Source organism: Mesorhizobium sp. M7A.F.Ca.US.007.01.2.1, from assembly GCF_003998165.1.
Lineage (GTDB): Bacteria > Pseudomonadota > Alphaproteobacteria > Rhizobiales > Rhizobiaceae > Mesorhizobium > Mesorhizobium ciceri.
In genome coordinates this window covers 1-12,348 of the sequence record NZ_RZQP01000189.1, presented here as the reverse complement: position 1 = coordinate 12,348, position 12,348 = coordinate 1, and the positions used below count along the sequence as shown (strand labels likewise).

The following is a 12,348-nucleotide window of genomic DNA, read 5'->3' as shown; positions in this document are numbered from 1 at the left end:
GAACCGCCCTGCTGCCCGCCACCGCTTCCCGGCTTCTCACCGATCGGTTGTCATCGGCCCCGGTGACCGCATTGCGGCATTTGACCATCAACTTTGCGCGACCGGCGCGGCATTCACAAATGGGACGGTCGTTTCCGGCGCCCGGGCGATTGCGAAACCGCCGGGTGATCCCATTTTGCGAATAAACCATTGAAACCGCTGGAAACTATGGTGGGGCGTGACGAGGGCCGCCATCTCTGACGATACTTGATCGTCCGGCGGCAAGCCCGTCGGAGCCATCACCATGACGATCTGGATTTCACGGGAGGAAACCTGATGCTCGACAAGCCCTCTAGCAAGAAACTGTCTGACGTACTCGACCAGTTCGGCGCCGCGCTTGCTGCCGATGACATCGAGAAGGCGGTCGATTGCTTTCAAGAAGATTGCTACTGGCGCGACCTCGTTACCTTCACCTGGAACATCAAGACCATGGAAGGCCGCGACCAGGTCCGCGACATGCTGAAAAGCCAGTTGTCGAACACCAGGCCATCGCACTTCGCCATCGCCAAGGGCGAGGACGCGACCGAGAGCGGCGAACTGATCGAGGGCTGGATCAGCTTCGAGACGGAGGCGGCACGCGGCTTCGGCCATATCAGGCTGAAGAACGGCAAGATCTGGACGCTGCTGACCACCATGGCCGAACTGAAAGGCCACGAGGAGCCGGCAGGCTTCGCGCGGCCGATGGGCGCCAGGCACGGCTCGGGCAAGAACCGTCCGACATGGAAGGAAGAGCGCGAGAGGGAAGCCGCCGAGCTCGGCTTCAAGACGCAGCCCTATACGGTGATCATCGGTGGCGGCCAGGGCGGTATCGCGCTCGGCGCGCGGCTGCGGCAGCTTGGCGTGCCGACCATCATCATCGAGAAGAACGAGCGTGCCGGCGACAGCTGGCGCAAGCGCTACAAGTCGCTCTGCCTGCATGACCCGGTCTGGTACGACCATCTGCCCTATATCGATTTCCCCAAGAACTGGCCGGTCTTCTCGCCCAAGGACAAGATCGGCGACTGGCTGGAAATGTACACCAAGGTAATGGAGCTGAATTACTGGTCCTCGACCGAGGCCAAAAGCGCTTCCTATGACGACAAGACGAAGGAATGGACCGTTGTCGTCCACCGTGACGGCAAGGACATCACGCTGAAGCCGAAGCAACTGGTGCTGGCGACCGGACAGTCCGGCAAAGCCAATCTGCCGAAATTCAAGGGCATGGAGACCTTCAGGGGCGATCAGCACCACTCGTCGAAGCATCCGGGTCCCGACGCCTATGCCGGCAAAAAGGCCGTTGTCATCGGATCCAACAATTCCGCCCATGACATCGCTGCCGCACTTTGGGAAGCCGGCGCCGACGTGACCATGGTGCAGCGCTCGAGTACCCATATCTCCAGGTCCGACACGTTGATGGAAATCGGACTGGGTTCGCTCTATTCGGAGCAGGCGCTGCAGAATGGCATCACCACCGCCAAGGCCGATCTCATCTTCGCTTCGCTGCCCTACAAGATCCTGCACGAGTTCCAGATCCCGGCCTATGCCGAGATGAAGAAACGCGATGCGGCATTCTACAAGGGACTGGAAAAGGCCGGTTTCATGCTCGACTGGGGCGACGACGAGTCCGGCCTGTTCATGAAGTACCTCAGGCGCGGCTCTGGCTATTACATCGATGTTGGCGCATCGCAGTTGGTCATCGATGGTTCGATCAAGCTGAAGAGTGGCGTCGACGTCGAAGAGATCAAGCAGCACTCGGTCCTGCTCAGCGACGGGTCGGAACTGCCTGCGGACCTCATCGTCTACGCCACCGGCTACGGCTCGATGAACGGCTGGGCCGCCGATCTGATATCGCGCGAAACCGCCGACAAGGTCGGCAAATGCTGGGGCCTCGGCTCGAACACCACCAAGGATCCCGGCCCCTGGGAAGGCGAGTTGCGCAACATGTGGAAGCCTACACAGCAGGAAGCGCTGTGGTTTCACGGCGGCAACCTGCACCAGTCACGCCACTATTCACAATTCCTGGCGCTGCAGCTGAAGGCCAGGCAGGCCGGCTTGGCGACGCCGGTCTACGGGCTGCAGCAGGTGCATCACAAGGGGTAGGCGAGCGCGATTCCGGCGAAGCCGGAAGAAAGAAGGCAGGGCTTGCACCCTGCCTCCTTCCTTTGAGGGAATTACGCCGGCTTACCCGCCGCGAACTGCGTCACCACCCGCTGCAACAGCGGCACGTAATCGCGAAACGTCCGCGTCTTCATGTTGGCAATCTTGCCGCTCTCGTCCCAGATGCGGACCCGGACCGCTTCCTCATGGAACGGGTTCTTGCGGAACTCGGCCACCTCCTCGGCATTCATCGGCCCGCCCTGCAGCGACAGCGTATGCACCGAGGCCGGCGACAGCCTGCCGAAATAGGTCGGATCGGTGGCGCAGAGATAGCGCTTGGCGGCGACATGCAGCCTGACGCATTCGACGATGACAGGTGGAAAGAACGGCGCCAGCACTTCGCCGCCGGCTTCGTCATGATGCTTGTCCTCGACATCCTCGGGCGAATAGGTGCCGAACTCGCTGGTGTAATGGCCAATGTCGTGCAGCAGCGCCGCCGCCACCAGCTCGTCCGGCGCGCCGTCCTTTTCGGCGAACCAGGCGCCCTGCAGCATGTGCTCCGACATGGTGACGGGTTCGCCGAGGTAGGATTCCGCACCCCGGCGCTCGAAGATGTCGGCAATGAATTCGACGATATTGTCCGCGTTCAAATCCTGGCCGCTCATTCCGCCGCCTCCTTGAACCCGTGTTCTATCGACGCGAGCGTCGACAGCAGGCCATCCTTGTCGGCGTAACAGCCCTGCAGCCAGCGCTTGCCGGTTCCGGAAAACGCCTTGCGGGCGTGCATGACGCGCGTGTTGTCGACGATGAAAGCCTGCCCCGCTTCGAGCTTGAACGTCACTTCGAAGGATGGATCCTCGATCAGTTCGGCGAACCGGCGGTAGGCGGCGTAGTACGCCTCCATGTCGGCGAAGGGCACGTCGACCGTCGGCGCCAGCGAGCGGTTGTTGAAGCGGATGCAGATCAGCTCGCCATCGGGCCCGAGCTCGATCATCGGCCGCTTCGCCTGCAGCCGCACACCGGAAGAGCCGGCATATTCGAAGCGCGCCGGGCATGAGCTCAGCAGCCGGAAGCCTTCCGGGTTCTCAGCCTGCAGCGCAGCCGCGACGGCAAACCCGTCGACGACGCTGGATTCGCCGCCCTCAACCGTATTCTCGATGCAGGACAGGATCTGCAGCGTCGGCACGGGGTCGCGATAGGGATTGTCGGTATGCGCCTGGAGCCCGAGATTGGTGTAGGCGAGATTGCTCGGATTGACCTCGGCGCGCACTTCGAACCAGCGGCCGTAATTGGTCTCCCTGATATAGCCGAACAGATCGGACACCTTGCACAGCGCTCCGGATTCGGCCGGCAGATCGTCCATCACCGCAAAGCCATAGGCTTTCACCGCCGACAGCCATTGCCCCAGCACAGCGCGATCATGGCTGGCCGCAGCATAGCCGGCGCGCGGCACCGAATTCTGCATCGAGGCCTTGGTCCATCGCACGGTGGCCTCGTCTGTCCAGCCGGGCTGGCGGGCCGCGTCACGATCATAGGCATTGGCACTCAGCCATGCCGCCGGGAAACTCACTGTTTTCTGCTCCGGCACGAAGCTGACTTCCAGGGCGCCGCCCTTGAGCGATGCCGCGCCGATCCTGGTGTCGGCGGGAATGTCGAGGATGGTGATCAGCCGTTGGCCATTGCCGGCGCTGCGCGTCTTGTCGTCCAGCGCATTGTCGCGCAGCCACATGGCGTGAAAGCGGCTGCGCGACCCGTCCTTCCAGCCAAGTTCGATTGTTCTACCTTCGTCGCCGATCAGCGCCTGGGTGAGCATGGAGATCCGTTCCTGTCCATTGCGTCCCCCGCAGCTGATCCGCAGGGTTTCGATTGCATGTTGATCGCGCGAGAGGCATAATTCAAATTATCCTTTTTTGGCCAATGACCACGATATACTAATGTCTCGAACCACACCCCTGCCGCCGCTCGACTGGCTGCGCAGTTTCGAGGCTGCGGCGCGGCTGTCGAATTTCACCGCGGCGGCAGCCGAGCTTGGCCTCACCCAGGCGGCCGTCAGCCAGCACATCCGCTTTCTCGAGGAGCGGCTGAAGACACGTTTGTTTTCGCGGCTGGCGCGCGGCGTCGCCCTGTCGCCGGAGGGGGCAGCCTACCTCCCCCACATCCAGTCGGCCTTCGCCACCATCGGCAACAGCACCGCGGAACTGTTCGAGCCGCGCGCCGTCCAGACCGTGACCATCCGGGCGCCGATTTCCTTTGCCTTGCTGATGCTGGTTCCGGCGCTGCCCGATCTCGCGAAGGCACTGCCGCGCATCCAGCTCGACCTGGTGACGATCCATCGCCCTACCGATTACGACCTGCCAGGCTCGGTGCTCGATATCCGTTTCGGCAACGGATCCTTCCCCGGCCGCGAAGCCGACAGGCTGACCGCCGAGCGGCTTGTGCCGGTGGCGGCTCCGGGTCTGGTCGGCGACGCAGACTGGACCTCCTTGCCGCTGCTTCTGGTTGCCGGCGCGCGCGAGATGTGGGCGGAATGGTTCGCTGCCGCCAGGCTGGCCGGCCATCCCAGGCGATCGCACCGCTTCGACAGCTTCGTTGCCGCCATGGAAGCGGCCAAGGCCGGCGCCGGCGTGCTTTTGGGCTCGCGGCCGCTGGTCGATGCGGCGCTCGACAGCAAGACGCTGGTCAGCCTTTCCGACTTCGAACTCTCCAGCACATCGGGCCATTTTCTGACCAAGGCGTCGACAGCGCGCCTGACCGGCGCCGAGCAGGATTTCCGCCAGTGGTTGCTGTCGCGCCTCTCCGCGCCGGCATGACCGGTTACGAGATTTGCCCGATTCGCTTCCAGTAGATCAGCGTGCCGGTCAGCCCGCCATGCGGCTTCAGTGCATAGTCCGGTATCTCACCGGCCAGCGTGAAGCCCAACCGCTCATAGAGGCCTGAGGCGCCCTCCTCGGTTGCCGTGTCCAGAACCAGCAGCGTGCGGCCCTTCTCCACCGCAAGGCTCTCGGCGGCCCGCATCAGGCGCGTTCCCACGCCCCTGCCCCGGTAGTCTGTGCGTGTCATCAGCTTGGCGATCTCGGCCCGGTGCGGCTGGTTGGGCGGACAGTCGAGCAGCAAGGTCACGGTGCCGACCAGGTTTTTGCCGTCCCAGGCGCCAAGCACCGCTCTTTCGCCCCTTGCCGCCGCGGCCAGCGATTTCTCCCAGAAACCCCTCGCCGCCTGCGGCGCCAACGGATGCATGAAGCTGACCGAACCGCCTGCCGCCACCGTTGCGACCAGCAATTCGGCCAGCCCGTCCTGCGTCTCGGCAGCCGGGGTCAGGGTTGCGATCTCGATCGAGTTCATGTGCGGGATATCCTGTGATTGCGATAGAAGCGGGCGCATTGCCGTCACTCCAGATGGCGCGCGCGGCGACGCTTTCGCGCCGCCTTGATGGCGCTGATGCGGTCGGCATCTTCGTGCCCGAGGTGCCGCCCGCGCTCGAGAATCTCGAGCGTGTACTCCTCGTAGGTCAGGCCAAGCCGCTCGGCTCTGTCCATGCGCAACAGCATGACCTCGTGGCTCGGCGCCTTCCACGCCTTGGCGTGCGCTGCCTGCCAGGCCAGGAAGATATAGGGATCGCCCGTGCCCCATGGCGGGCCCTTGTACTCATCGAGAGGCGGCCCCCCATTGTGGGAGCGCTTTGGTCTCTTTGCCATTGTGTCAGCCTCTGACCAGGGCGACCAGATAGTCGGCGCCGGGCTCCAGGGCATGGAAGGTGCAGTCCGACGGCGCCCCAAGCGCCAGGCAGTCGCCGGGCTCGAGCTTGTGCGCCATATCGCCTTCGATGAATTCGAGCCGCCCGGAAATCAGCCATATCTGTTGCTTGATGAAGGCGTATGAAGCAGCCGGAAAACTGACCCTGGCGCCCGCCGGCAGATGCACCTTGATCAGTTCCAGCGGCATATCGCCAGCCGGCGAAAGATGCCGCCTGACATAGCCGGTATCGGGATCGCGCCATACCGGCTGGTCGGCCTCGCGCAGCAGCCCGCCGCCCTGCAGCTCGGCGCGCGCGATCAAGGTCGACAGCGTCATGCCGAAGGCCGACGCGATGCGCACCAGAAGCGCCGCCGTCGGGCTGGTCTTGCCTCGCTCGATCGTGCTGAGCATCGCCTTCGAGACGCCGGAATGCTCCGCCAGTTCGGCCAGGGACCAGTCACGCATGACCCTTTCGGCGTGTATCCTGCGGCCTATCGTCGAGGAAATTTCGTTCGCTATATAATCCATATGTCTATTATAGCGAAATATTGACGCCGGAGAAGAGCCGCCTTGCGACAATTTTCACAGGCCCCTTAATGCTCTCTACACCATCCGACCTCATCGGGCCTTAACCCCATTCGGGTAGGATCGATTCTCCAGGGAAATGGGGATTGGCCTGTCCATGTATGTCGAACGCGAAGCCTCCGTCGGGGAACCGACCTCGCAGGAGCGCCGCCAGACCGAGCAGAACGACAAGCGCATCCTCGGCAATGTCGTGCAATGCGACGGCGCTCGCGCCACCATCAGCGCCTATGCGGACGATGCCGACGGCGCGGTGACCGGCCTGTGGACAGTCGGGAAGATGATTTCCATCAATCTTGGATCGACGCGAACCGTCGGCCTTGTCTACGCGATCGGCAAGTCGGACCGCGCCTGGAGCAATGAGGGCCAGAACGCCATCGAGGTCAGCATCGAGCTGATCGGCGAAGTCCGTGACGGTGCGGAGCCCGGCGCCAGACCGGTCTTCGACCGCGGCATCACCACCTATCCGCATATCGGCGCCGTTGCGCATCGCATCCGCACCCGCGACCTGCAGGCGGTCTATGACCTTGCCGGGCGTCATTCGATCACGATCGGCACGCTCGCGCAGGACGAGACGATCGCCGCCAACATCGCTATCGACGATACGCTGGCGCGTCACTTCGCCATTGTCGGCACGACCGGCGTCGGCAAATCCACCGCCGTTTCGCTGCTGCTGCGCAAGTCGATCGCGGCACGGCCGGATCTGCGCATCCTGATCCTCGACCCGCACAACGAGTTCGCGGCATCGCTGCCCGAATACTGCGTCAGGGTCGATTCCAAAACCTTGGATCTTCCGTTCTGGATGTTCACGCTGGAGGAATTCGCCGAGGTGCTGTTCCGGGGCCGCGAGACCGAGCCGGAAGAAATCGATGCCTTGCGCGACCTGATCCCGGCCGCCAAGAATCTCTACCGCAACCCGAATTCGGGCTCCTATATCAGGCGCGGCAGCGATGCGCTGACCGCCGATACGCCAGTGCCTTACCGCATCGCCGACCTGCTCAAGCAGATCGATGAGCGCATGGGCATGCTCGAAAGCAAGACCGATCGCCCGACGCTCAAATCGCTGAAGACGCGCATCGAATCGGCGGCGGCCGATCCACGTTATCGCTTCATGTTCAACTCGCGCCTGATCGAGGACACCATCCACGAGACGATCGGCAACATCTTCCGCGTGCCGCATCATGGCCGCCCCGTGACCTGCTTCGAGATGGCCGGCATGCCGTCCGAAGTGGTCAATTCCGTCTGTTCGGTGCTGGCGCGCCTGGCCTTCGATCTCGCTCTATGGAGCGAAGGCAAGCTGCAGCTTCTGTTTTTGTGCGAAGAGGCGCACCGCTATATGCCGGCCGACCCGCGTCTCGGATTCGCGCCGACCAGGCATGCGCTGTCGCGCATTGCCAAGGAAGGCCGCAAATATGGCTGCTATCTCGGCGTCGTCACCCAGCGCCCCGGCGAGCTCGACCCGACCATCCTGTCGCAATGCTCGACCTTCTTCGCCATGCGGCTTGCCAATGAGCAGGACCAGGCGATCATCCGCTCGGCGATTGCCGACTCTTCCGCCTCGACGCTTGCCTTCCTGTCCTCGATGGGCCAGCGCGAAGCCATCGCCTTCGGCGAAGGCGTGGCGACGACCATGCGGCTGAAGTTCGAAAAGCTGCCGAGCCACCTGCTCCCCGGCACCGCCAAACGCGAAGAGGCCACGTCGAAGCCGGGCGACGATGTCGATCTGGTGGCGATCGTGGAACGATTGCGCAACGTGCCGAAATCGACGCAGCAGGCGATGGCCTTCGCCGAGGTCGTGGATTCAGGCCGCCAGGCCGGCGACCCCGACTACCGCAAGCCACCCGCCGCACGCCCGCCATCGGACGACGATTTCGACATGCGCTACGGCCTCAAGCCCGCAACCTTCGGCCTGCGCCCGCAAAACGATTGAGCTTGCGACCCGGCTGTTCTGCCGGCCGATTGAGAAGCCGCGCTAAGCTCGCGCCCTGCCTGGACCGCTTGGGTAAATCCCGTCAGGGAATTCGTCAGGCTGAGTCGGGTGGTGCTGTTTTCGAGAACCGAAGCGGAGCGGACATTTGAGTCCGTGAGCATCGGAAGCGCAGAAAACGGCGCCAGACGGCCAGCCTCACGAATTCAGGGACGGGATTTTAGGCGCAGACGCGGTTGCGGCCTTGCCTCTTCGCCTCGTAAAGCTGGCGGTCGGCGCGGCGATAGAACTCTTCCGCTGTTTCCTTGCGGTCCCAGACGGCTAGCCCGACGCTGGTGGTGATCTTGAGGCGGACATTGCCCGACAGCACCGACATGTTGGCGATCGCCTTGCGGATGCGCTCGGCAAACTTGCCCAGAAGCTCGGCGTCCATGTTGGGCGTGACCACGGCGAACTCCTCGCCGCCCAATCGCGCCACCACATCGTGGTAGCGCGTCATATCCTTGAGACAGCTTGCGACGGCCTTGAGCACTTCGTCGCCGACGTCATGGCCATGGGTGTCGTTGACCTGCTTGAAATGGTCGAGATCGAGGATCATCAGCCCGACAGGCTTTTCGATGCGCCGGAACTCCTCGAGATACTCCTTCAGCGCATCATCGAAATAGCGCCGGTTCTGCATGCCGGTCAGGCCGTCGGTCAGCGCCGCATGCTCGAGTGTTTCCGACCGCGCGCTGAGCGAGACCGTCATGGCGCGCAGCTTGCCCTCCTCCGTCGCCTGTTTTCGAATCAGCGGATAGATGAAGAAAATGCCGAAGAACAGCGCGGTGGCCAGGAGCACGCCGGTCGCGAACAAGAGCTTGTTGAGATAGATGACCTTGTCCAGACCCGAAGCCGTATGCAACTCGTCGGCGAAGGACTGCAGAAGTCCATAAGCATGCAGCGTCACCAGGCCGGCGGCCAGGATCACGAATATAAAGACGAAAAACGCTGATTCCGCCTTGTGGAAACGCATCTGCTCCCCGTTGGAAAAGTGCCCATCGACCTTATGGCATGGGCGGGCTTACGGAGGGTTAATTTGGACAACCACAACGGGAACCTTTCCTTGCAGGTAAACTTTTCAGGTTGCATCGGAAGCAAGCGCTGAGATCGTGGTTTCCAGATCATCACCGGGGTGCAACCTCAGCCATTCCGGCCCCAATTGATGCCTGAACCAGGTGGTTTGCCGCTTGGAATATTGCCTGGTCGCGATCTTGGCGCGTTCGATTGCCTCGGGAAAGCCAATCCCTCCGGCCATCGCCGCCTGCAGTTCGCGAACGCCGATCGCTTTCATCGCCGGCAATTCGGGATCGAGGCCAAGTGCCGCAAGCCGCTTGACCTCGTCCAGCGCGCCCTTGTCCAGCATTTGGTCGAAGCGTTTGTCGATGCGTCCGACCAACGCCGCCCGATCCGGCTCGATCACCAGGAAACGCGCGCTTTGCCTGTCGATGAGCGGCTGGCCGCGCTCTGCCTGCCATTCCAGGATCGAACGGCCAGACGCATCGAGAACCTCCAATGCCCGCACGATGCGCTGGCTGTCGGTTGGCTTGAGCATCATGGCGGCCGCCGAATCCTCGCGCAGCAGCAGGCTGTGCAGCTTGACGGCGCCCTGCTCCTTCAATTCATAGCGCCAACGGTCGCGGACCCGTTGCGGAATGTCGGGCATTTCCGAAATGCCCTCGGCTAATGCGCGAAAATAGAGCCCGGTGCCGCCGACAAAAATCGCTGTCCGTTCGGAGAATGTGCCGTCGTCGATCAGTTTCATCACGTCGCGCAGCCAGGCGCCGGTGGAATAGGGTGTCGCCGGATGGACATGGCCGTAGAGGAAATGCGGTGCGCGGGCGAGGTCGGCCGCCTCCGGCCGGGCGGTCAGCACGTCGAGCACCGAATAGCCCTGCATGGAATCCGTATTGACGATCACGCCACCCCTGCGCTCGGCCAGATCGAGCGCAAGCGCCGACTTGCCGCTGGCGGTCGGCCCGGCTATCAGGATCGCGTTCTTCACGCGGCCCTTGCCCGCCTGCCCGCCGGAATGTTCCATGCCGCTCATCGCCACGCTTGTTTCCCGTCCCATTGAGCGCGCTTTGTCGCTGTCGCTTGCGAATATGGCCTCACGGTCGGTCGGCGCAAGCGCTGTTGTCTGGCTGGCCGAAGGTATCGCCTGCGATCTCGTCCTGCCTGAGGCAGCCGACGCGGCCGCTACGAGTGCCGTCTTGCGCACGGCACTCGCCAGCGAGTCGGTCGACGTGATCGTCCAAGAAGCAGAAACCCGCCGCAAGAAAATCCTGATCGCCGACATGGATTCGACCATGATCGACCAGGAATGCATCGACGAGCTGGCCGACGAGATCGGCGTCAAGGATCATGTTGCCACGATTACCGCGCGATCCATGAATGGCGAGATCGCCTTCGAACCGGCTTTGCGCGAGCGGGTGGCGTTGCTGAAGGGCCTCGACGCCACCGTGGTCGATCGCATCGTCGCCAATCGCCTGACGCTGGCCTCGGGCGGCCGTGTTCTGGTCCGGACCATGCGCGCCAACGGTGCCTGGACGGCACTCGTGTCTGGCGGGTTCGAGGTGTTCACGACGCGAATCGCCGCAATGCTCGGCTTCCAGGAGAACCGCGCCAATCGCCTGCTCGAGCAGGACGGGCGCTTCACCGGCCTGGTCGGCGAACCGATCCTCGGCCGCGCCGCCAAGGCCGACGCGCTGATCGAAATTTCAGCGCGCCTCGGCCTGACGCCCGCCGACGCCATTGCCGTCGGTGACGGCGCCAATGATCTCGACATGATCCGCCTTGCCGGTACCGGTGTCGCGCTTCACGCTAAGCCGACGGTGGCGGCACAGGCCAAGGTCCGCATCGATCATGGCGACCTGACCGCGCTGCTCTATATTCAGGGCTACAGGCAGGAGGACTTTGTGCAATGAAACCAATGCGTACCGAGCGCCTGATCCTGCGCAACTGGGAGGATCGCGACCGCGACCTGTTCCACCGCATCAACTCCGACGACCGGGTGATGGAGTTCTTTCCATTCCGCCGTGACCGCGCCCAGGCGGATGCCAAGATGGACGAGCTCCGGGCCTGGACCACGAAGGACGGATACGGTTTTGCTGCCGCCGAGATCACCGCCACCGGTGAATGCATCGGCTTCATCGGTCTCCTCGACACCGATCATGTGCCATCCCTGCCAGCCGGCACCATCGAGATCGGCTGGCGGCTGGCACCTGAGTTCTGGGGCAAAGGCTATGTCACCGAGGCAGCCGAAGCGTGGCTGGCCTACGGCTTCGAGACGCTTGGCCTCGATGAAATCGTGTCATTCGCCGTCGCGGCCAACCGCCGCTCCACCGCCGTCATGCAACGCCTCGGCATGAGCGCGGATCCATCCGCCGATTTCGACCACCCCAGCATTCCCGACAGCCATCCGCATCTCAAACGGCATGTCCTCTACAGACTGTCGCGCCAGGACTGGCAGGCAAGAAAAAGGGCAGCTCGCTAGCCGCCCTTTTTTCAGTGTTGTCGTGTTGTCGATCTTCCGGACCTCAGTCCATCCTGATCGTCACGAACCTGAGCTCGCCGGTCTTCGAGGCCAGCATCAAGAGCGCATTCTTGCGCCCCTGTTCCTTCAAGGCGCCGATCCGGTCCATGACGTCCTTGGGGGTAGCAACCGATTCCTGTGCGATCTCGGTGATCACCTCGCCGGGCTGGATGCCGCGTTCGGCGGCGGCCGAGTCCTTGGTGACGTCGGTGATGACGACGCCCGAAACATCGGCCGCAATGCTGAACTTCTTGCGTGTCTCGTCGTTCAGTTCGCCGACCGTCATGCCGAGCACCGAAGCAGTGGAAACGGCCGGAGCCTTGTCGCCCTTGTCCTGATCGGTGTTGCCCTCCTCGGCGTTGGCGGCCTTCTCGCCATCCTCGAGCCGGCCGAGGGTCACTTTCACCGTCTGTTCAAC

At 63.1% G+C, this 12,348-nt stretch carries 14 protein-coding genes; 6 read left to right on the top strand and 8 right to left on the bottom strand.

Annotated features, from left to right (window positions below):
* Both EN949_RS36195 and EN949_RS26310 read left to right on the top strand, forming a co-directional pair.
* Positions 1-193 (top strand): hypothetical protein (locus tag EN949_RS36195; protein ID WP_206534968.1); only part of this gene is annotated, 193 nt, incomplete at its 5' end.
* A 122-nt stretch (positions 194-315) separates the two neighbouring features.
* Positions 316-2,118, top strand: a complete 1,803-nt coding sequence (locus EN949_RS26310; protein WP_063168271.1) for an NAD(P)/FAD-dependent oxidoreductase — start codon at positions 316-318, stop codon at positions 2,116-2,118.
* 71 nt (positions 2,119-2,189) lie between these two features.
* On the opposite strand, the gene EN949_RS26305 is transcribed toward EN949_RS26310, so the two are convergent.
* Together EN949_RS26305 and EN949_RS26300 are read right to left on the bottom strand one after the other, a co-directional pair.
* Positions 2,190-2,780, bottom strand: a complete 591-nt coding sequence (locus EN949_RS26305) for an HD domain-containing protein (protein ID WP_063168272.1) — start codon at positions 2,778-2,780, stop codon at positions 2,190-2,192.
* Entirely contained in the window at positions 2,777-3,928 is a 1,152-nt protein-coding gene (locus tag EN949_RS26300; protein WP_063168273.1) for a gamma-butyrobetaine dioxygenase, read from the bottom strand. The genes EN949_RS26305 and EN949_RS26300 overlap by 4 nt, the downstream gene beginning before the upstream one ends.
* A gap of 121 nt (positions 3,929-4,049) precedes the next feature.
* Here EN949_RS26300 and EN949_RS26295 point away from each other — a divergent pair, with 121 nt between their 5' ends.
* The gene (locus EN949_RS26295; protein ID WP_127366708.1) at positions 4,050-4,925 is read left to right on the top strand and encodes a LysR family transcriptional regulator; all 876 of its coding nucleotides are present in this window, start codon (positions 4,050-4,052) and stop codon (positions 4,923-4,925) included.
* 4 nt (positions 4,926-4,929) lie between these two features.
* On the opposite strand, the gene EN949_RS26290 is transcribed toward EN949_RS26295, so the two are convergent.
* Genes EN949_RS26290 through EN949_RS26280 form a run of 3 tightly spaced genes read right to left on the bottom strand, consistent with a single transcriptional unit; the run spans position 4,930 to position 6,378 of the window.
* A complete protein-coding gene (locus EN949_RS26290) occupies positions 4,930-5,457 on the bottom strand; it encodes an N-acetyltransferase (protein WP_013531041.1) in 528 nt (175 codons plus the stop codon).
* 44 nt (positions 5,458-5,501) lie between these two features.
* The gene (locus EN949_RS26285; protein ID WP_013531040.1) at positions 5,502-5,810 is read right to left on the bottom strand and encodes a hypothetical protein; all 309 of its coding nucleotides are present in this window, start codon (positions 5,808-5,810) and stop codon (positions 5,502-5,504) included.
* Between the two features lie 4 nt (positions 5,811-5,814).
* On the bottom strand, positions 5,815-6,378 hold the full coding sequence (locus EN949_RS26280) for an XRE family transcriptional regulator (protein WP_127366709.1): 564 nt from the start codon (positions 6,376-6,378) through the stop codon (positions 5,815-5,817).
* Between the two features lie 154 nt (positions 6,379-6,532).
* Here EN949_RS26280 and EN949_RS26275 point away from each other — a divergent pair, with 154 nt between their 5' ends.
* Positions 6,533-8,362 carry an ATP-binding protein gene (locus EN949_RS26275; RefSeq protein WP_024501408.1) on the top strand — a complete coding sequence of 610 codons (1,830 nt, stop codon included), beginning with the start codon at positions 6,533-6,535 and terminating at the stop codon, positions 8,360-8,362.
* Between the two features lie 217 nt (positions 8,363-8,579).
* Here EN949_RS26275 and EN949_RS26265 read toward each other — a convergent pair whose 3' ends face one another.
* Positions 8,580-9,371 carry a GGDEF domain-containing protein gene (locus EN949_RS26265; protein WP_013531037.1) on the bottom strand — a complete coding sequence of 264 codons (792 nt, stop codon included), beginning with the start codon at positions 9,369-9,371 and terminating at the stop codon, positions 8,580-8,582.
* Positions 9,372-9,476: 105 nt separating this feature from the next.
* The gene (gene miaA / locus EN949_RS26260; protein ID WP_063168274.1) at positions 9,477-10,445 is read right to left on the bottom strand and encodes a tRNA (adenosine(37)-N6)-dimethylallyltransferase MiaA; all 969 of its coding nucleotides are present in this window, start codon (positions 10,443-10,445) and stop codon (positions 9,477-9,479) included.
* Here miaA and serB point away from each other — a divergent pair.
* Both serB and EN949_RS26250 read left to right on the top strand, forming a co-directional pair.
* Positions 10,435-11,322, top strand: coding sequence for a phosphoserine phosphatase SerB (gene serB, locus EN949_RS26255; RefSeq protein ID WP_082826478.1), 888 nt, complete (start codon positions 10,435-10,437; stop codon positions 11,320-11,322). The two genes, miaA and serB, sit on opposite strands and share 11 nt — an antisense overlap.
* Positions 11,319-11,891: a GNAT family N-acetyltransferase gene (locus EN949_RS26250; protein WP_127367535.1), complete on the top strand. Its 573-nt coding sequence runs from the start codon at positions 11,319-11,321 to the stop codon at positions 11,889-11,891. The genes serB and EN949_RS26250 overlap by 4 nt, the downstream gene beginning before the upstream one ends.
* A 43-nt stretch (positions 11,892-11,934) precedes the next feature.
* Here the strand turns inward: EN949_RS26250 and EN949_RS26245 are convergent.
* Positions 11,935-12,348 (bottom strand): PDZ domain-containing protein (locus tag EN949_RS26245; RefSeq protein ID WP_127371825.1); only part of this gene is annotated, 414 nt, incomplete at its 5' end.